Origin of the sequence: Nitrosospira sp. NRS527 (genome assembly GCF_018406445.1) — a bacterium.
GTDB classification, from domain to species: domain Bacteria; phylum Pseudomonadota; class Gammaproteobacteria; order Burkholderiales; family Nitrosomonadaceae; genus Nitrosospira; species Nitrosospira briensis.
The window spans coordinates 242,576-263,297 of the sequence record NZ_AP024515.1; the positions used below are offsets into that span (position 1 = coordinate 242,576).

Here is a 20,722-nt window from a genome sequence, read left to right on the forward strand (position 1 = left end):
CCTCGAATCATATCCACCTTTCTTTATCGGGAACCGCCTGATTCTGGTCAATTCAGGCGATTACTCCACCATAAGTAAATAATCACCAGATAAACCCCAGAGAAATAATAATGAATAAAAAACTGATAAATATCTCACTGATTTTGGGCCTTCTTTTGACTCCTGTTGCCAGCCATTCTCAACAAAACGACACGGGATCCGCGGATAGGAAAAAAGGAATCGAGCACATGAGTAAAGAGCTGGGCTTTAGCGCAGACCAACGAACCAAGGTTGAAGTCATTTTCGATACGGAGAGAAAGAAAGTCGATGCTATTTTCAATGAGGAAAAGCAAAAATTGCAAAAAGTGCAGCAGGAAACGCGGTCAAGCCTCCAAGGAGTGCTCACGCCAGAGCAGATGAATAAACTGGATCAAAAGATGCGTCAAAACGCTCAGCGCGATCCAAAGAAAAAGCAGGATCGTGAAAACCAGGCTCTCGAAAATTGAGGTTTGAAGCGTGGAGTGTCGAGACGAGGTGGTTTCGCATTTCAAGAAGATCGACGAGACTCCTTCGAGTAGGCACATGACTTACCGTGCTTTATAACCCCTGGCATATGGACAGGGATGTCGAGAAAACGAGCTATCCGATCACGCAGTTTTGGCTTAGGCATAATAAAGGGGGTTGTTACCAAGGGAATTGAGCGGGCGCACACAAGCATCGTGAAGTTGGCTGAGACAGCCCTACTCTTTTGACGGCTTGCCGTCATTCCTCTTTCGAAAGAGGATTATTTTTCGGTTTTATTCAACGTTTTTCGCTCGGTAATCCACGATACTGCTCGACCCGGTCCACGCAGTGATATAGGAATAGTTCTTGCCATAAGAGTTATTCAAGACCGTATTCGGAATCCCCATCAGACAGGACAAAATGTGGGCATGCAACCGGTCAGTCGTGACTACCTCGAATCTGCTGAAAAGATCGATCGCCTCGCCAACCAGTTTCGTTGCGTATTTGATCCACAAGTCCATCTCAAGGGACAGGATACCCGAGTCGAGGTGCGCCAGGTGCAAGGCAGCCAGCACTCCCCGCATCATTCGAATCCAGGTATTTTTATGCCTGACCAACTCCCGCCAGTCAGCACGCATATCAAAATCGATAACCTCGCTCCCTGCGGACTCGACATCAGCTCTCAATAGCGCGAGACGATGGCCCTCGCAATGCCGGGCTTGTTGTATCGGCCATAACTGGTGCGCCATATCCGGGAGAAGATAAACATGCCGCGACATGGGAACCGCCAGTTCAAATGACTTATGGTCCCTGACACAAATATGGAGATCGGGGTGCTTTGCAAAAATCCTGCAGCATTGCGCATACGCATCCGGGGAACGGAAGTGGATGGTCTGAGGGAAGATAATTATCCTGTTTCCCGGTAGCTTCTCTACCACATGTTGACGCATCTGCTGCGGTCCTGCGTAAAGATCGCCAAGATTACCGCCGCCCTGGAATACGATCACATCCCCGGTTCTTGCCCAGCTTGGGCGGTAGGTAAAATACGCCGCCTTCAGACTTATCTTCAACTCATGGAGCGCGAAGAAGCGGAGCGTGCCCAGCATGATCAGCAGATCACCTATGTTCCTGTGAACAGGTAAATCGACGTAATGAACCGGAGCTGTTCCAATCAAGCCGGCCAGGATATGGTGTTTGCCAGTCAGAGAGCGCATTAATTCAGCATGAGGTGCATCGCTCATTGTTTTTATCTGTTCGATTAGGGCATCCCTCCTTGATCAATTCCCCAAAAAATTACCTGGAGATCTACAACAGCTTCTATTTTGCCTGTTCTGATTCCGCTTTCAAGCAGCGATTTATACGTGAAAAATACATCTTCTCCGGCGATCCGAGCAGCAACTCGTCTGGCACCCTTGAAAATCAGTAGGATTCCGCCCGAGGCAGAGTGCAATATGGCGGTGCTTTGCATCCGCTCGATGAAAGAAGCCTTGATGAGTTACGGGAAGTTGGTTATAGGAAACTTCAAGTGGAGATAAGTTTTTTACGGCTCCCAATTTTATTTGTGGATATTGTTCATGGGCAAGGCAATGAGTTAATTGTCGAAGTGGCGATTCCAGGGATGAGATGCGGACTCGGACGATAAATCGGAGAATAGACTTCAATCGATCCCTGCACTCGACGCAGTCGTCGAGTACATGATCTCTCACAATTGTCAGGTATCTGGAAATGCGGATTACATCCTGCTTTGTTTAATGGCAGTCACGCAGCATCTTTGATTTTATGTTATCTGCAAGTAACGGACCGTCCCTGAAATACATGGATACGGATACCTTTGGTATTTTTATTCCCCATTCTTCGGTCATCTCATCTTATCCTTGTCCGGTCGTTGCGGAGCAGGGATAATATCAAGTTCTCTTTCATGCCCTTCTCCTATGCCCGACATAAAAAGGCGAGACATAAAGGATTTTTATCTATTTTCCCAGGATAAATTTCCATAATGCTGTTGATGATCGACAATTACGATTCTTTCACCTACAACCTGGTGCAGTATTTTGGCGAACTGGGTGAGGAAGTGAGGGTGTTTCGCAATGATGAAATCACATTCGATGAAATTGCGCGGCTAAAGCCTGCGCGCATCGTAATTTCACCGGGCCCCTGCACGCCAGATGAAGCAGGCATATCGGTATCGTTAATTGAGCATTACAACAGTCAAGTTCCCATACTGGGCGTCTGCCTGGGTCACCAGAGCATAGGACAGGCTTTCGGCGGGAAAATCATCCACGCCAGGCAGCTCATGCATGGCAAAACGTCGCCTATCTTTCACAGTGGCGCCGGCATATTTCGTGATTTGCCAAACCCGTTCACCGCGACTCGCTATCATTCGCTGGTCATAGAGCGCGAGAGTCTTCCAGCGTGCCTTGAAATCACTGCGTGGACTGAAGATGGGGAGATCATGGGCGTGCGCCACAAGACTCTGCCGGTCGAAGGCCTGCAATTTCACCCGGAATCCATGCTGACGGAATACGGACACCAGTTGCTGGAAAACTTTCTGAGCCAATAAGGGCTATCTGAATGGCCTTTGGATAGGCCATGTGAAGCGGATGCACTCCGGAAAAGGAAGGATTTATGAAGCCTCAAGAAGCGCTGGCCCGCATCATCGAACATCGTGAAATCTTTCACGATGAAATGCTTTCACTCATGCGGCAGATCATGCGTGGCGAGTTGTCACCCGCACTGATCGCCGCTATCGTCACCGGACTGCGGGTAAAGAAAGAAACCATTGGTGAAATCGCCGCCGCGGCACAGGTGATGCGCGAATTTGCTACCCGCGTGGAAGTAGCGGATAACCGGCATCTCGTGGATACATGCGGGACCGGAGGCGATGCCGCCCACACTTTCAATATTTCAACCACCGCGGCTTTTGTCGCGGCGGCTGCGGGTGCACGGGTCGCCAAGCACGGTGGGCGCTCCGTCTCCAGCAAATCGGGTAGCGCGGACGTGCTTGAAGCCCTTGGTGTCAACCTCAACCAGACTCCTGGTCAGGTAGCCGAAGACATAAAGGAAATCGGCCTCGGATTCATGTTCGCTCCCAATTTTCACAGCGCCATGAAACATGCCGCACCGGTGAGGCGTGATCTGGGCGTGCGCACCCTGTTTAATATCCTGGGGCCGCTGACCAATCCTGCCGGGGCAAGAAATCAGTTGCTGGGCGTATTTCATCCCGATCTCGTCGGTATATTGGCTCGGGTACTGCAGCGCCTGGGCAGCCGCCACGTGATGGTGGTCCACGGCAGAAATGGGCAAGGTGGATTGGACGAGATCACCATCGCCGGCGAAACCTGGGTAGGTGAACTCAGGCACGGCGAGGTGATTGAATATACTATCAAACCCGAAGATTTCGGCATGAGTACCGCTGCCATTGAGTCGATACAGGCACAAGATAGTATTCAATCCAGAAAGATGTTGCTGTCGGTGCTGGATAATCAACCCGGCCCGGCCCGCGATGTCGTATTGCTCAACGCAGGCGCGGCGGTCTACGTTGCCGGTGTAGCGGAATCACTGGAGCAGGGTTTGGAAAAAGCCAACGTCGCGATAGAGAGCGGTGCAGCCAAGGCAAAATTGCTGGAGCTGGTCGAATTCTCAAATCGTGAAAATCGGAATGAAGCTTCCCGGGTTTAGTCTATGACCGACATTCTGCAAGAGATTTTAGCCGTCAAGTGGCAGGAGATCGCTGCCGCAAAGGCTGCGAGGCCGCTTGACGAATTGTATCGCGAAGCCGAGGCCGTGCCCCATCCCAGGGATTTTGCCGGGGCACTCCGCAATAAGATGGACGCCGGGTTGCCGGCGGTCATTGCGGAAATCAAGAAAGCCAGCCCCAGCCGAGGTGTCTTGCGGGAGCAGTTCGACCCGGCTGCCATCGCGGCCACCTATGCGAGACATGGAGCAGCCTGTCTGTCGGTATTAACCGATAACCGGTTTTTCAGCGGTTGCGCGGAGTATTTAAGGCAGGCCAAAGCCGCTTGTGATCTGCCGGTACTGCGCAAGGATTTCATGCTGGATCAATATCAGGTGGTTGAGGCCCGCGCGATGGGAGCGGATTGCATCCTGGTTATCGTGGCGGCCTTCCGCAAGGCTTCTCTCATGACTGGAGAGTGCCGGCAAGAGACGGAAATAGTAGCTCGGATGCTCGAGCTTGAATCGCTCGCGCACGCGCTCGGCATGGGGGTGCTGGTTGAGGTACATGACGGTGCAGAGCTGGAGCTCGCGTTGCAATTAAATTCCTCCCTGATCGGCATCAACAATCGCAACCTGCATACGTTCGAAACTCGCCTGGACACTACGCTGCAATTGCTTGATCGCATTCCGCCCGAGCGCATTGTAATAACCGAAAGCGGCATACTCGTACCCGCCGATGTCGTGCTGATGCGCAATCATCAGGTCAATGCCTTTCTCGTGGGTGAAGCTTTCATGCGCGCCGATGATCCGGGGGCGGAGCTGGCACGACTGTTTGGGCAGGATTGACACACAAGTGTTACGGTTTACCACGCCCGAACCGGCGCTTACCTTTTACCTGGATCGCGAGCCGAACCTTTTTGTTGCAAAAAAGCAACACATACATCTTCCATACTTCGAAAGTCTCGTTATTTCCTTGCTAGCAATTGCTACGTTAGGCACAATCTCTCAACCCTCTCATTCAGAGAGGTCCAAGCAGCGGGACACTACATCACCGAAATAGGGTCGGTGAGAGGCACCCCACCGTTTCAACTTTAAAGGAGATTTTCCATATGAAAAAGAAACTGATTGCACTGGCTGCTGCTGGTGCACTCGCGGCCCCGGTGGTTGCATCCGCTCAGGGGACGAACGTCACAATTTTTGGCCGGGTACAAGCTGAATACAGCCTCGTCGATTTTGCTAGCCAACCCAGCCAAGGATCGCTGCAAGACAACTCCCGCTCATCACGTTGGGGTCTGCATATTACCGAGGATCTCGGTAATGGATTCAGGGCAAATGCCCGTCTGGAAATGGGCTTGAACGCCGGTTCCGGCTCAGCCACCACACCTCGTGAGCAATGGGTGGGTCTTTCCAGCAATCAGTGGGGCGATGTCAAATTTGGCCGCGTTCAATCTCCCTTCAAGGACTTCGCCGGTGGTATGACCATTGATCCGTTTGCGTACACTACGCTGCAAGCCAACGGTGCCGGCGGTACCATGTCTGCTGGCGCCAACGGTATGGGCTCAGGTGCAAATGGCTTCGTCAACAGTGCCATCCGCTACGACTCGGCAACGATAGAGGGTTTCTCTTTTTCCGGCTTGCTTATGCCGGGTGATGCAAATACGCTCGATCCCCTGCAATCCGGTAGCCTGATAGCTGGTTTCGCTCCGGGCGGACTGGGCAGCCAAGGCAATACCGGTGGTAGAAACGGTGAGTTCGACGGCCAGGCTGCTGCCAAATATCATGTCGATTTCATGGGCATGGGGCTTGATATATTTGGTGGATACTCCAGAGACAACGCCAATGGAACACAGAAGAGCATCGGTCTCAAGACAGAAGAAGTATGGCGGGTTGGTGGTGCATGGACTTGGGAAAACTTCAAGTTCAGCGGCCAATATGAAAATATCAACAACGCGCTCGGCTCCGCCACCTGTACCACAGCAGCCGCGCTGGTAGCGAACCCGCTCGACTCCGCTGGTAGCGGCACAGGGCAGTGCAATTCCGCAATGAACTGGGGCGGCGATGGCAACATCTGGTTCGCAGGCGCGCAATACAAGTGGGGCAACACTACTCTGGTGGCTCAGGGCGGTATGACCAAGGCCCACGCAGGCGGCGTCAATAACTCAGCAGCACGCAAAGCCGATAGCTTTACGGTAGGTGCAATCCACAATCTGAGCAAGCGCACGAGCGTGTTTGGTGGTTATCAGCATGTATACGTGAGCAACCCGAATGGTTCAGATGCAAATAACCTCGGTACCTCTACTGTCAGCTATGCTGCCCCCAGCTATGCAACAGGTAGTCGTGCTACCTACACGATTGGTATCCGTCACAATTTTTAATTGAAACGAACCAGTTGAAAATGGGGCGCCTAGGCGCCCCATTTTTTTCCTTCTTTTATGGAATCGGCTCCCCCCTGAAAATCGAAGCGGAAGGGGATCGAGCATAGCGCAAAACCGCCATTACGTCCGCGTTGGGGGTTGTTCGGAGCCTCATTAGACCCTGAAAATGTTGTGTGTTTAGTTTGAAAAATATCCGTGCTAATATGTTGTTGTAACAAGAATGTAAGCGAAAAAAATGACTGGAACCTGATCTGTCGCAGGGCGCTTCGATGTAGCGGAATGAACAGCTTTTTGACCCGGAATGCATGATGGGCCAGGGGTTGGAAACCGGAGTACCGGCGAGCAGCTTGCAAGTATGCAAGAGTGGGATATGGGATCGTCCGGAGATCAGAACGTATTCTGACTATCAAGTTCGGCATGGGAAAATAACAGAAAAAACTGGGCACTTATTGCCTGTGGCTATCAATCGGTTTTATACAAGTTTTTGGAGGGTTTACTCATGGGAGTTCCTTTACGTCAACAAATAGCTGTAGGCACTTATCTGCTCAAGCAAAAGTTGAAAGGGGTAAAAAAATATCCTATGGTTCTGATGCTGGAGCCTCTGTTTCGTTGCAATTTGGCTTGTGCAGGCTGCGGTAAAATAGACTATCCGGACCACATCCTGGACCAGCGGCTTTCTGTTGAACAATGCATGGAGGCGGTTGATGAGTGCGGCGCGCCAATGGTGTCCATTCCCGGGGGAGAGCCGCTGATACATAAGGAAATGCCGCAAATTGTCGAGGGTATCATTGCGCGGAAGAAGTATATTTACCTGTGCACGAATGCGCTCCTGTTGAAAAAAAAGATGGACGACTATACGCCGTCACCTTATTTGACTTTTTCAATCCATCTGGATGGCCTGAAAGAGCGGCATGATGCCTCGGTTTGCCAGGACGGTGTTTTTGACCGGGCAGTTGAAGCCATAAAAATGGCGGTGGCAAGAGGGTTCAGGGTCACCGTAAACTGCACCCTGTTCCAGGGCGAGACGCCCGAGGATGTTGCCGAGTTTCTTGATTATGCCATGGAGCTAGGTATCGAAGGCGCAACCATCGCGCCGGGATTCAGCTATGAACGCGCCCCGAGACAAGACATCTTTATCAAGGGGAAGGATACCAAGAATCTATTTCGAGGTATCTTCAAGTTGGGCAAGACGCGGAACTGGAAGTTGAATCATTCCTCGCTTTATCTTGATTTCCTTGCAGGTAATCAGAATTATCAGTGTACCCCCTGGGGCAATCCGACGCGCAACGTGTTCGGATGGCAAAAACCTTGCTATTTATTGTCGGATGAGGGATATGCGTCCAGTTTTCAGGAACTGCTGGAGGACACCCCGTGGGAAAAATACGGTAACAGTAGCAATCCCAAGTGTGCCCAGTGCATGGCCCATTGTGGCTATGAGGCGACCGCCGTTGAAGATATGTTACAGCATCCGGTGAAGGCATTACTCACCTCCCTCAGGGGTCCAAGAACCACTGGTCCGATGGTGGCTGAGTCCACACCTAAATGGGCGTCCGAAAAACTGAAATCTCCAGCAACGCTCGCTGGAATTCCTGTTAAAGTGGAATGATAAATCAGGGTCGTGCCCTTAAAGCCCGCACGCCGGCTTTAAGGGCACCGGAAACCCGATTTCCTCATGATGACTCGCTGTCCACAATGAGTCCATGGGGCATGGCCTTTATCGACGCTTGTGACTCCCGGCCTTAAACAGATGGGGCAGCCATGGCAGGTTTATCCAGTCATGGTAGCGCCCAGCCCATCGGGTATAACGTTTGGCCGACTGATCAGGCCTCACTTCGGCGCTACGGCGTATAGCGCGATTAGCGTTGCTATAAAGGTTGTCAATATGAAAATCCTGCGCGCCATTACGTCCGCTTTGAAATTTCAGGTGATAGCAGTCATGTTGCTGGCTGCGCCTGTATCCTGGGCCGAGACCCAGGATACCTCCAGCCCGGAACAGGTCGTGAATGACCTGCACGAGTCGCTTATCAAGGCGATGCGAGAAGGGCCCAAACTGGGATATGAAGGTCGCTATGAATTGCTGGCCCCTGTTATTGATCGCACCCACGATCTTGATTTTATTGCCCGCACTACGCTAGGGGCTAACTGGACTCAATTGGATGCCGAGCAACAGCGCACGTTCAAGGACATTTTCCGAAAGCTCAGCATTGGCACCTACGTGGGTTGGTTCAGAAGTTACGAAGGTGAGCGGTTCGAATTTATAGAGCAACAATCGATGCCGCGGGATCAGATAATGGTACGCAGCAAGCTGTTTTTACCGACCGGCGAGCCCGTACGTTTCGACTATATCCTCCGGAATGGGAAGGATGGATGGCGCATTGTCAACGTCCTGGCTGACGGCGTCAGCGATCTCGCACTGAAACGGGTCGAGTACCGTGCTATCCTCCAGCGTGATGGTTTCGCGACACTCATCGACATGCTCAAGAAAAAGATCATCCTGACCGAGCAAGGTTAAAAAAACCTGGGCAGCACCGAGGATTGATCGTCCTAAATTGCTTCCTCAAGGATGGCCACACCAATCAAAGCTTCTCACAGCCGCATATACGACATCTTCGCGCGCTGGTCCACACTCTCTTACCAATACGCCGCCTGGATTCTTCTAGGGGCTTTGTTGGTCACTGTCGTGTGCGGATTATATGTTTCGCGTAACCTCGGTATAAATACCGATACCACGGACATGCTCTCGGAGCATCTGCCGTTTCGCGTCAATATGAAGCACTACAACGAGACGTTCCCGCAGGACATGGAAACCCTGCTGGTGGTGCTGGACGCCCCCACGCCCGAGCAGGTATATCTGGCAACCGAACGTCTTGCCGCACAGCTTAAAAAAGATACTGCAAGTTTTTACGATGTCTACACGCCTAACGTGGACGTTTTTTTTGAGCGTAACGGCTTGCTCTATGAAAGTATTCCCGAGCTGGAACAGATCACTGATCGCCTGGCCGCGGCACAGCCGCTCATAGCGCATATCTCCGAAAACCCCACCTTGTCATCTTTTGCTTCCGTGCTTACCCGAGCGGTGGACGAGTTGCGCGAGGGACGCAGCATGGAGCTTCAACCCGTGCTGAACGGGATAAGCGCAACTTTTGATGCACGGCTCAGTGGATCGCCCCGGGCTTTATCATGGCAATCACTGTTCAATGGAGAACCGCAGAAGAATAAGTACCAGCAGTTGATCGTAGTTAAACCGAAACTTGATTACACACAGCTATCACCGGCGGAGCAGTCCATCGCAGCCCTTTATGCAGCAGCAAAAGATGTTGGCGTGTCGGAAAATGGACCGGTTCGGTTGCGAATTACCGGCGAGGTAGCGCTGGCTGAGGAGGAGCTCAACAGCTCGCTGCGCGGAATGGAGTATGCCGGAATCATTACATTTGTAATGGTCGCTATCGTGCTCTACTTCGCGATGCATAATGCGGGACTGATAATTAATGTACTCGTTTGCCTGACGATGGGTTTGCTTCTTACCGCAGCGTTTGCCACTGCGGCGGTCGGCCACCTGAATCTGATCTCTATCGCATTTGCAGTGCTATATATCGGCCTGGGGGCCGATTTTGCCATCCATTTTCTGCTCCGATATCGTGAGATTCTGGAAAGCGGTACTTCGCCGGCCGAAGCCATGCACCTGTCCGGCGGCGATGCCGGAGCGGCACTGACTGCTTGTACGATCACCAACGCCATCGGTTTTTACGCATTCATGCCTACCGATTATAGTGGAGTCGCGGAATTGGGGATCATTTCCGGTACCGGCATGGTGATCAGTCTGCTCGTTACCCTTACCATAGGGCCCGCCCTGCTACGTTATTTTCCCAGGAAGTTGTCAACGAAAGCCACCACAAAGAGCTCAGTGGGGAAAGTGCTTGAGCTATCCTTGAAGTGGCACAAGTTGACTTATGCCGTCACTTTCGTCGCTTTGGTTGCTGCTCTTGCAATACTGCCTCGGGTAACATTTGACTATAACCTGCTGAATATGCAAGCACAGAATGGAGAAGCGATACGGACATTCAAGGAACTTCTTCTGGACGTCGACAATTCCCCCTGGCATGCGACTGCATTGGCCCGCGATCGAAAAGAAGCAGAACGTCTGGCGCAGCAGCTGGCCAAGCTTCCTGAAGTGACCAAGGTGGTTACCATCTTCGACCTGGTGCCAGCAGAGCAGGAAGAGAAACTTTCGCTTATCGAGGAAATGGCTCTTACGATGGGACCGATAACGAATACAACGCAGGCTCGGCCGATGGGCGGTGAAGCCCAGGTAAATCAACGTAAATCGTTGGATACACTAGCCGCCGTATTGGATCGATTTATCGCCGAGCGTCCCGATCATCCCGCATTGGCAAGTGTTCGTGCTCTCAAAGCATCTCTTACCGCTCTGTTTGTCCGACTCGATGCGGCGAGTGCCGACGAGAGGAGTCACTTGCTGCAGTCAGCGGAGGCCGATCTTCTGACTACACTACCCTCCGCTTTGCAGAGCTTGCGGATTGCTACTGAAGCTGTCCCATTTGGCATGAAGGACCTGCCGGAATCGCTAAGCAGCCGGTGGGAAAGCCGCTCGGGCGAGTACCGGATCGCAGTCTATCCGGCTGAAGATCTTAACGACAACGATGCATTGCGGCGTTTTGTGCGTTCGGTGCAACAAGTCGCGCCGAACGCCACGGGGGCGCCCATGGTGAGCCTTGAAGCAGGTGAGGCGGTGGTGCAGGCATTTATCCAGGCATTTCTACTGGCGCTGGCGGGGATTGTCATCGCACTGCTGATAATATTGCGCAGCATGAAGTATACCCTGCTGGTGCTGACCCCGCTTTTGCTGTCCAGTTTATTCACTGCCGCGTTCACCGTCGTGTTGAATGTACCGTTCAATTTTGCAAATATCATTGCTTTGCCGCTATTGCTTGGCCTCGGTATCGACAGTAGCCTGCACATGGTGCACCGAAGCCTGAATAACGAGATGGTGAGCGAAGTCTTGATCCACACCAGTACCGCAAGGGCTATTTTCTATAGTGCTTTGACTGCACTGGTCGATTTCGCAAGTCTCATGTTTTCGTCGCATGAAGGTACCGCCAGTATGGGAATAATGCTTACCGTGGGACTGACTTTTACGCTCCTCTGCACCTTGGTGATACTGCCGATCTTATTGAAGGCGCCCGCTCAAAGCATCAAGGTATGATCAAATCTGACGCCGCTGGCGAATGAGTCTGGGAATGAGGATGAAGGGTTGAGAGACCGGTTACCGCCTCTGCCCCGGCGGACTTATTCTCCCTTTGTTTACGTAAGCGAAGTTATACGCTAAATTGTCATTTATTGTTTATACTCCCGACTTGGAGCGACCGCTGCATTATTAAAGTAGCAATGCCTGGAGATTAGCAGTCATGCCTATCTTAACTGATCATGATACATAACTACCGGACAACCGTTCTGCTGGCAATATGTGCCGTATTGTTCGCGGGATGCGCTACCACACGAACGGGCGATTCCGGAACGAGCGACTCCGGTATAAATCCGATTGATCCTAATGAAGAAACCAATCGCAAGTTTTATGACTTCACGGATACGATTGACCGAAACCTGCTGGCGCCAGTTGCTGATGTTTATATAAAATACATACCTGACCCCATGGTGCGTTCGATTGGAAATTTCTATGACAATCTCGCGTATCCGAACGTTATCCTGAACGATTTTTTGCAAGGAAAAGTCCGTCAGGGCTTCCAGGACAGCCTCCGTTTCGTCGTTAATTCAACGGTTGGCCTGGGCGGCTTCTTCGACATGGCAGCGCCCATGGGCTTGCCGCAACATGACGAAGACTTTGGGCAAACACTTGGCGTATGGGGTGTCAATACGGGATCTTATCTTTTTGTTCCTTTGATCGGCCCCAGCACCTATCGTGATGCGCCGGGAATACCTGTAAGCGTTTTCAGCAACCTTTTATTTTATGCGGGCACCTTCGCCAGTAGCGCTATCGTAGGTCCCGTCACGGTTTTAAGCATTATCGACAAAAGAGCAAGGTTATCCGGCCCTATGCGAGTGCGTGACCAGGCGGCGCTGGATCCCTATCTATTTGTGCGAGAGGGGTTTTTGCAACAACGCAAGCATTTGATTTATGATGGAGATCCGCCGCCAGAGAGCTACGAGGACCCTATGGACGAAGACCTCGGGGACGTTCCGGAAGCGGCGGCATCACGCTGAAACCAACGCTCGCAATATGCTTGATTGGCTTGAGGACCGGCCAACATCGATCTCATCGTAAGGCATTTCTCCCTCCCAAGCATCAAACGCGCGTAGCGGCATGGCGCATAGCAAATCCATGCAGAACACAATTTCATGAGTTTCTTTCGTTATTTTCTTATCATATGGATGGATTGCATCCTGAATTCCGCCAGAAACGCGACTTGGGTAAAAATTAGTGAATAGATTCGGAGGTACCGCCACATTGTCATCTCAACAGGTTAGCCCAGCCAGCAAGACGTCGCTGGAAGATGGATTGACGGCAGCGCGTGATGCGTTGCTGTCGCTACAGAAACAAGACGGTCATTGGTGTTTTCCGCTGGAGGCGGACTGCACGATTCCGGCGGAGTATGTATTGATGATGCACTTCATGGATGATGTCGATGTAGACCTGGAAGTCAGGCTCGCCCGATTTATCCGTGAAAAACAGGATCTCGAGCATGGTGGCTGGCCATTATATTATGGAGGCCATTTCGACCTCAGCTGTACGATCAAGGCATATTATGCTTTGAAGATCGTAGGTGATTCGCCCGATGCGCCGCACATGATGCGTGCCCGCGCCGCCATTCTAAAACATGGAGGGGCCGCACGGGCCAACGTGTTCACTCGCATACTGCTTGCCATGTACGGTCAGCTTCCCTGGCGCGGCGTTCCATTCGTGCCGGTGGAGATCATTTTGCTACCTCGCTGGTTCCCTTTCCACCTGAGCAAAATTGCTTACTGGTCTCGTACCGTTACGATACCGCTGTCCATTTTATGCAGCTTGAAGGCGCGTGCGGTGAATCCGCGAAAGATTCATGTCCGTGAACTGTTTACGGTGCCTCCGGAGGAAGAGCGTGACTATTTTCCGGTTCGCACTCGTCTCAACCGCCTGTTTTTAATAATTGAGCGTACCGCTTCGCTATTCGAGCCGCTCATTCCACAGGCGCTGCGCCGTATTGCAATACGGCGAGCTGAACAGTGGATCGTGGAGCGGCTAAACGGCGAGTGTGGTCTGGGAGGAATTTTTCCCGCCATCGTGAACGCCGGCGAGGCACTGGCATTGCTGGGCTATGCCTACGATCATCCCTATCGGGACCAATGCCGTCGGGCGCTACGCGGGTTGCTGGTGGAGGAAGGCCAGCGCGCCTGGTGCCAGCCGTGTACGTCGCCCGTGTGGGACACCGTCCTTACCTGCCTCGCCATGCAGGAAAGTGCCGATGTGGATCAAAAGCCCGTCCGTGACGCGCTCGACTGGCTCATCCCCAACCAGATACTCGATGCGCCCGCGGATTGGCAGGAAGACCACCCCGACTTGCCAGGTGGTGGCTGGGCCTTCCAGTATGCCAACCCGCATTACCCGGATCTGGACGACACCGCAGCCGTGGCGTGGGCGCTATACCAGGCGGATCCTCAAGCTTATCAGGGGAGTATAGTACGCGCTGCGGACTGGCTTGCGGGAATGCAGTCGCGCGACGGCGGCTTTGCGGCCTTCGACGCCGACAATACCTATTATTATCTCAATGAAATACCATTTGCCGACCATGGCGCCTTGCTTGATCCGCCGACCAGCGATGTCACTGCGCGTTGCACCGGTTTTCTCTCATTGTATGGTGAACCCAGGCATAAGCCTGTCGTGGAACGAGGCCTCGCCTATCTGTTTCGCGAGCAGGAACCCTGCGGAGCCTGGTTTGGGCGCTGGGGAAGCAATTATATCTACGGCACCTGGTCAGTAATGGAAGCGTTCCGCTTGGCCCGCGTTGATACCGGCCATCTCGCCATTCGCCGTGCGGTGCAGTGGCTGAAGTCAGTGCAGCGCGATGACGGAGGCTGGGGCGAAAGTAACGATACCTACTTCGAACCTCAGCACGCCGGACAGTTCGAGAGAAGTACCTCTTTTCAGACGGCCTGGGCGCTGTTGGCCCTGATGGCGGCAGGAGACGGGCATAGCCATGAAGTGCGCAGGGGCATCGAATACCTGCTGCGTGAGCAGGGTAGTGATGGATTATGGAATGATCCCTGGTTTACGGCACCCGGTTTTCCACGGGTTTTTTACCTGAGATATTATGGTTATACCAAGTATTTCCCGCTATGGGCGCTGGCCAGGTTCCATACTTTGACGCGGAAGACCTCTGCATGAGGGAGGTTGGCATCATCACGGCGATGCGGGTGGAAGCTCGATGCATTACCTCGCTCCGTCTGCCCTTCAATCAAAGAATCAGCTTGGGGGAAAGCGCTGCGATCTGGCTCTGCGGGATGGGTGAAGAGGCTGCTCGCGAAGCCGCAGCAGGGCTGAAAATGGGCGGCGCGCGTGCCTTGATGAGTTTTGGATTTGCCGGCGCATTGGATTCCAGCTTGCGTCCGGGGCACTTGATATTGCCTGAGTCCATCCATGCCGGCCAGTCACTGCAAGTCGATCTGAGCTGGCGTGACAGCTTGCGGCAATGTCTGCCTGCCCATTTGAATGTTACCGGCGGCATATTGGCTGCGAGCCGGGAGATGCTGACCTCGGCTATTGCCAAGCATGAGCTGGCGCAGGCGACCGGTGCTTGCGCAGTGGATATGGAAAGTGGTGCGATGGCGGAAGCTGCTGCGCATGCGGGCATGCCGTTTCTGGCGATACGGGCGATCTCGGATCCGGTCGACTTTTCGCCGCCTCCAGTTCTGCTCGATGCAGTGCGCCCCGACGGAAGCGCCGATCTCGTTCGCCTTCTGCCGCTATTGGTACGAGGATCTTTAGCTGTCGGCACGCTGCTTCGCCTGGCGATGGGCTCGCGCGCAGCATGCTCCACCCTGTCAGCCGTAGTGCAATATGCCGGCGCGGAAATGGGCATAAGGACACGTAATTCCGCATCACCTCAAGGATATGTGTCAGACTGACAAGCTGGCCAAGTATGATTTCGAGAGGGTACGCAAAGACGGCTGTGGCTTGCCGGAGCAAAATTGCACCTTGGCAAACTCGACGTCACCTACCAGCCCGATATTCGAAAATGAAATAAAGTCATCACATTACTTGAGAGTTGACCCTGTTAAAGAGTAAAATGTCGCCCTTTCCTATTGGGCGTAATGGAGAGCAGTATGGCAGTCAAAACCGAACAAAAAGCGCAAGTGGTGCGCGACTATCAACGAGCAGACGGAGATACAGGTTCTCCCGAAGTGCAAGTGGCTTTATTGACCGCTCGCATCAACGATTTGGCCGGTCATTTCAAAGCGCACGTCAAGGATCATCACTCACGCCGCGGTTTGTTGCGCATGGTGAGCCGTCGTCGCAAGCTGCTGGATTACCTGAAGCGTAGCAGCACTGATAGCTATCGGGCGCTGATCGAACGCCTTGGCTTGCGCAAATAGATATCGAGCAGCGGTGAGATAGCAGCGGCATGAACGAAATCGCTGTTTCCATCAAGCCTGGCCGGAGCTATAGCCGTTGATCTGACGTCAACCGGCATGATTTTATCGAAAAGGGCAGTTAATTGAAAATCAAGAAAAGCATTACTTACGGATCTCATCAACTAACACTCGAAACCGGGGAAATAGCAAGGCAGGCGCACGGCGCAGTGATGGTTACCATGGACGATACCGTGGTTCTTGTTACCGTGGTGGGTGCAAAAAACGCTAAACAAGGGCAGGATTTTTTCCCACTTACCGTGGATTATCAGGAAAGGACCTACGCCGCCGGTAGAATACCCGGTAGTTTTTTTAAGCGCGAAGGCCGTCCATCGGAGAAGGAAATTCTTACCTCCCGTCTTATCGACCGCCCCATTCGTCCGTTATTCCCAGAAAGTTTTTATAACGAAGTTCAGATTGTGGCCACGGTCCTGTCCTCCGATAATGAGGTGGATGCGGATATTCCCGCCCTTCTGGGTGCCTCCGCCGCGCTGGTTCTTTCCGGCATACCATTCGATGGTCCTATCGGCGCGGCCCGTGTAGGCTATATCAATGGCGAATATATCTTGAACCCGAGCACCACACAGCTCAAGCAGACTCAATTGAATCTGGTGGTGGCGGGTACTCAGCGAGCTGTGCTGATGGTGGAGTCCGAAGCACTGGAGCTATCCGAAGAAATCATGTTGGGTGCCGTCGTCTACGGCCACCAGCAAATGCAGGTGGTGATCGATGCGATCAGCGAATTGGCCGACGAAGCAGGAGTTACCGCATGGGATTGGGCTCCGGTGTCAAAGGACGCCGCTCTTGCCGAGAAAATTGCCGATTTGGCGGAAAATGACTTGCGCGCCGCATTCCGGTTAAAGCAGAAGCAGGCGCGATCGGAAACCATAGACAATATCTGGAAAAGAGTCTTTACAGAAATGGGTGTCAATTCGGAGGAAGGGCCGGACGCGCAATCCGTAAAGGAGGCCTGCTTTGCTCTGGAATCAAAGATTGTACGAACTCAGATATTGGATGGCGAGCCTCGTATAGACGGGCGTGATACGCGTACCGTCCGGCCGATTACGATCCGTAATGGCTTGCTACCGCGTGCCCACGGCTCTGCGTTGTTTACCCGAGGGGAAACTCAGGCGCTGGTGGTTGCAACGTTGGGCACAGGTCGGGATGAGCAGAAAATCGATGCGCTGCAAGGTGATTACTCCGAACGCTTTATGCTCCACTACAATATGCCGCCTTATGCGACTGGCGAGACCGGTCGCGTAGGCACGCCCAAACGCCGTGAAATCGGCCACGGACGTCTTGCCAAGCGGGCTTTGGTTGCTGTGCTGCCCACTCCGGAAGAGTTTGGTTATTCTCTTAGAGTGGTATCGGAGATTACCGAATCGAACGGATCCAGCTCCATGGCGTCGGTTTGCGGTGGTTGTCTTGCATTAATGGACGCAGGTGTACCACTGAAAGCGCATGTGGCAGGTATTGCCATGGGATTAATTAAAGATGGCAACAGATTTGCGGTGTTGACCGATATCCTGGGAGATGAAGATCATCTGGGTGATATGGATTTCAAAGTGGCCGGTACCGAAGCAGGTATCACTGCGCTACAAATGGATATCAAGATTCAGGGCATTACCAAGGAAATTCTGCACGCGGCACTGATACAGGCAAAGGAAGGCCGTCTGCATATTCTTGGGATTATGAAACAGGCTTTGCCCACCACGCGTGAAGATATTTCGGAACATGCGCCGCGTATCATCAAAATAAAAATCAATCCTGAGAAAATCCGTGATGTGATTGGTAAGGGCGGCGCGGTAATTCGCGCGTTGACGGAAGAAACCGGAACCACCATCGATATCACTGACGACGGTACTGTGATGATAGCGTGTATCAGTGCCGAAGGTGGCGAATTGGCAAGAAAGCGCATCGAAGATATTACGGCCGAGGTTGAGGTGGGAAGAATTTACGACGGAACCGTTTTGAAACTTCTGGACTTCGGAGCAATCGTTAGCGTCCTCCCTGGCAAGGACGGGCTGTTACATATCTCGCAAATTGCCAACGAGCGTGTCAATAGCGTTACTGACCATCTCAAGGAAGGTCAGGTGGTACGTGTTAAAGTTCTGGAAGCCGATGACAAGGGTCGTTTACGCCTGAGTATGAAGGCTGTCTCCACCGAGGTCACCGACAACCCGGTAACGTAAGTATAGCCGGACAACTTCTTGCGAGAACTGCGGCTCTTCAAAAAGGAGCGCGGAGCATATACTGCTCTCCATCACTGGAGGGCAGATCCAACCTGGTTTCCAGGGAATAAAAAAAGCCCTGATCGTGAGATAGGGCTTTTTATCTTACAACAATAATATTCGATTCAGCTACATCTGCGGATGTATGCCTGTAGAAACGAGCCGAAAAATATTATTTGGCGACCTGCTTCTCCCTTATTTCATCCAGGGTCTTGCAATCAATACAGAGCGTGGCAGTGGGCCGGGCTTCAAGTCGTTTAAGACCGATTTCTACGCCACAACTTTCACAATAGCCGTAATCGCCAGTATCTATTTTTGCGATAGTCTCGTCAATTTTCTTGATCAGCTTGCGCTCACGGTCCCGGTTCCGTAACTCCAGCGCCATGTCAGATTCCTGACTGGCACGATCGTTAGGGTCGGCGAAAATCGTGGCTTCGTCCTGCATGGTGTGAACCGTGCGATCTATATCTCGTCCCAGCTCAAACTTGATGCCTTCCAGTATATTGCGGAAATGCATCAGCTGCCCGGAACTCATGTAGGTTTCTCCCTTCTTCGGCTTATAGGGACCAGCCTGTTTATGCAGTTCTTGCGGCATATTAATATTCCTTTTCCATTTCTGGTGATCTGTGGTAACACTTACAGAAAAAAACATTATACAGCAAGTAGCTTGACGGTTCGTCTGATGTGGTTTCCGAGAACTTGACCGAGCGTCAGCGTGATCGGTTAACGAGGTAAGTTGATGCCGTATAACCTTCGCTCTTGAGCTTCAGACGGCTTCCGGCCAATCCGTTTGCATGAAGTCTACCTTACATCGGCAGCGGGAATTCTTGCAGAATTCCCATCGCTTGAATACCCCCAAAAGGAAATAAATAACCCATTAATTTAATGGTCGAGAAACGTTTGTTCTAACCCGGATGTTTCATAAATTGACGCGTGTCCTCGCTGGTCTTTTGTTTCGTATGAAAATTTCGTTCAGTCGGGCGTATGAATAACTACGCCACTCTTTCACAAAATCTCCCTACAAAACAAAATCCTGCGCGATCATCACGCAAATTTATGAAACATCCGGGGCTAGTATGGCAGGTCCTTGTCTTATTTCTCCGTAAAGCGTTGCCATGATCGGACAGGTGCGGCAATTTGCCGCACCTGTTCCAAAATTTGTGCTATGTTTCTAGGTCATTCTTGTCTTCCGGCGATATTCGCATTATTCAAGAATGGCTGAGGTTGGTTTATATCGGGTATCTGCGTCCGCGTCGAAACCGGTCGCAAAAAAAGGAACTGGTCGATAAAAGTCGACGCGACAATCTGTCTTTCGCTAAGTCGCGTTGTAACATCCCTAACATATATAGGAGAACATGATGTCCAACAAAAAATCCCTTATTTCTATCGCCATAGGCTCCGCTTTTGTCGCTACGCTCGGTACTGTACCGGGTGTTTCTGCCGCTGATAATCCATTCACCATACAGCCCCTCGATAAAGGCTACATGGTGGCCGATTCTCATAAATATGGCGAAAAGAAAAGTGGAGAAGGTAAGTGTGGTGGTGAAGGTGCATGCGGCGAAGGCAGGTGCGGCGCGGCTATGGCGGACGCAAACGGTGATGGGAAGATCACCAAGGAAGAATGGACCAAGCATCACGACGCCATGTTTGCACATATGGATACCGACAAGGATGGCGTTATCAGCAAAGATGAGATGAAGGGCAAAATGAAAGACGGAAAGTGCGGTAGCGGTAAATAACTAAAGATACATCTGAACTGTTCAGAGTTACTGTCGAATCCGTATCTTCTTTGTTTTGAATGGCCTAGCCCGCTTTCCTGTGCACCATCGCGCGCAGGAAAGCGGGGTTCCAGCTAAGCCGATCCCCAATTCATTCGAATTGTGACATAATATTCCATCCAAAAATTCAGGAGAAAATACTGTGCGCAACAAGAAAACCATGATTTCCCTAGCCGTTGGTTCCGCTCTTGCCGCTACACTTGGCGCCGTACCGCTTGTCTCCGCAGCAGATAGCCCCTTCACCGCTCAATCCCTGGATAAGGGCTATATGCTGGCGTATGCCGATAAGGTAGACCCCAACAAATATGGCGGTGGAGCAAAATCCGGCGAAGGTCGATGCGGTATGTCGATGGTGGATGCCAATAAGGATGGCAAGGTCACCAAGCAAGAATTTCTCAAGCATCATGAAAACATTTTCGACAGGATCGATGCCAACAAAGATGGGGCGGTGGATCAGCCTGAGGCCGATAGCTATGGGGGAACCAAGCCGAGTGCGCCGAATACAGCTCCGCATGCTGGAATGAAGAAGTAATCTTTCCCG

The 20,722-nt window shown here is 52.1% G+C and carries 17 protein-coding genes; 15 read left to right on the plus strand and 2 right to left on the minus strand.

What is annotated here, in order from left to right; genetic code table 11:
- Window positions 1-110 precede the first annotated feature (110 nt).
- Window positions 111-485: a hypothetical protein gene (locus KJS40_RS01130; protein WP_213538738.1), complete on the plus strand. Its 375-nt coding sequence runs from the start codon at window positions 111-113 to the stop codon at window positions 483-485.
- Window positions 486-776: 291 nt separating this feature from the next.
- On the opposite strand, the gene KJS40_RS01135 is transcribed toward KJS40_RS01130, so the two are convergent.
- Window positions 777-1,724: a polysaccharide pyruvyl transferase family protein gene (locus KJS40_RS01135; protein ID WP_213538739.1), complete on the minus strand. Its 948-nt coding sequence runs from the start codon at window positions 1,722-1,724 to the stop codon at window positions 777-779.
- A 755-nt stretch (window positions 1,725-2,479) separates the two neighbouring features.
- Here KJS40_RS01135 and KJS40_RS01140 point away from each other — a divergent pair.
- The 12 genes from KJS40_RS01140 (at window position 2,480) to pnp (ending at window position 18,364) form a co-directional block, all read left to right on the plus strand.
- Entirely contained in the window at window positions 2,480-3,043 is a 564-nt protein-coding gene (locus KJS40_RS01140) for an aminodeoxychorismate/anthranilate synthase component II (protein WP_213538740.1), read from the plus strand.
- Window positions 3,044-3,108: 65 nt separating this feature from the next.
- Window positions 3,109-4,161, plus strand: coding sequence for an anthranilate phosphoribosyltransferase (gene trpD / locus KJS40_RS01145; protein WP_213538741.1), 1,053 nt, complete (start codon window positions 3,109-3,111; stop codon window positions 4,159-4,161).
- Between the two features lie 3 nt (window positions 4,162-4,164).
- A complete protein-coding gene (gene trpC, locus KJS40_RS01150; RefSeq protein WP_213538742.1) occupies window positions 4,165-5,004 on the plus strand; it encodes an indole-3-glycerol phosphate synthase TrpC in 840 nt (279 codons plus the stop codon).
- A gap of 263 nt (window positions 5,005-5,267) precedes the next feature.
- On the plus strand, window positions 5,268-6,533 hold the full coding sequence (locus KJS40_RS01155; protein ID WP_025041340.1) for a porin: 1,266 nt from the start codon (window positions 5,268-5,270) through the stop codon (window positions 6,531-6,533).
- Window positions 6,534-7,032: 499 nt separating this feature from the next.
- On the plus strand, window positions 7,033-8,139 hold the full coding sequence (gene hpnH, locus KJS40_RS01160) for an adenosyl-hopene transferase HpnH (protein WP_090455752.1): 1,107 nt from the start codon (window positions 7,033-7,035) through the stop codon (window positions 8,137-8,139).
- Window positions 8,140-8,310: 171 nt separating this feature from the next.
- Complete coding sequence (locus KJS40_RS01165) at window positions 8,311-9,045, plus strand: HpnM family protein (protein WP_244859644.1); 735 nt, start codon at window positions 8,311-8,313, stop codon at window positions 9,043-9,045.
- Window positions 9,046-9,096: 51 nt separating this feature from the next.
- Window positions 9,097-11,754, plus strand: a complete 2,658-nt coding sequence (locus tag KJS40_RS01170; protein WP_213538743.1) for an MMPL family transporter — start codon at window positions 9,097-9,099, stop codon at window positions 11,752-11,754.
- 221 nt (window positions 11,755-11,975) lie between these two features.
- Complete coding sequence (locus tag KJS40_RS01175; RefSeq protein WP_213538744.1) at window positions 11,976-12,770, plus strand: VacJ family lipoprotein; 795 nt, start codon at window positions 11,976-11,978, stop codon at window positions 12,768-12,770.
- Window positions 12,771-13,014: 244 nt separating this feature from the next.
- A complete protein-coding gene (gene shc / locus KJS40_RS01180) occupies window positions 13,015-14,928 on the plus strand; it encodes a squalene--hopene cyclase (protein WP_244859757.1) in 1,914 nt (637 codons plus the stop codon).
- Entirely contained in the window at window positions 14,925-15,668 is a 744-nt protein-coding gene (locus KJS40_RS01185) for a phosphorylase (protein WP_213538746.1), read from the plus strand. The genes shc and KJS40_RS01185 overlap by 4 nt, the downstream gene beginning before the upstream one ends.
- Before the next feature lie 198 nt (window positions 15,669-15,866).
- The gene (rpsO, locus tag KJS40_RS01190) at window positions 15,867-16,136 is read left to right on the plus strand and encodes a 30S ribosomal protein S15 (RefSeq protein WP_025041333.1); all 270 of its coding nucleotides are present in this window, start codon (window positions 15,867-15,869) and stop codon (window positions 16,134-16,136) included.
- Window positions 16,137-16,258: 122 nt separating this feature from the next.
- A complete protein-coding gene (gene pnp / locus KJS40_RS01195; RefSeq protein WP_213538747.1) occupies window positions 16,259-18,364 on the plus strand; it encodes a polyribonucleotide nucleotidyltransferase in 2,106 nt (701 codons plus the stop codon).
- A 211-nt stretch (window positions 18,365-18,575) separates the two neighbouring features.
- Here pnp and dksA read toward each other — a convergent pair whose 3' ends face one another.
- Window positions 18,576-18,998: an RNA polymerase-binding protein DksA gene (dksA, locus tag KJS40_RS01200; RefSeq protein ID WP_025041331.1), complete on the minus strand. Its 423-nt coding sequence runs from the start codon at window positions 18,996-18,998 to the stop codon at window positions 18,576-18,578.
- Window positions 18,999-19,761: 763 nt separating this feature from the next.
- Here dksA and KJS40_RS01205 point away from each other — a divergent pair.
- A complete protein-coding gene (locus tag KJS40_RS01205) occupies window positions 19,762-20,142 on the plus strand; it encodes a hypothetical protein (RefSeq protein WP_025041330.1) in 381 nt (126 codons plus the stop codon).
- 181 nt (window positions 20,143-20,323) lie between these two features.
- On the plus strand, window positions 20,324-20,713 hold the full coding sequence (locus tag KJS40_RS01210) for a hypothetical protein (RefSeq protein WP_090455769.1): 390 nt from the start codon (window positions 20,324-20,326) through the stop codon (window positions 20,711-20,713).
- The last annotated feature ends 9 nt before the right edge of the window (window positions 20,714-20,722 follow it).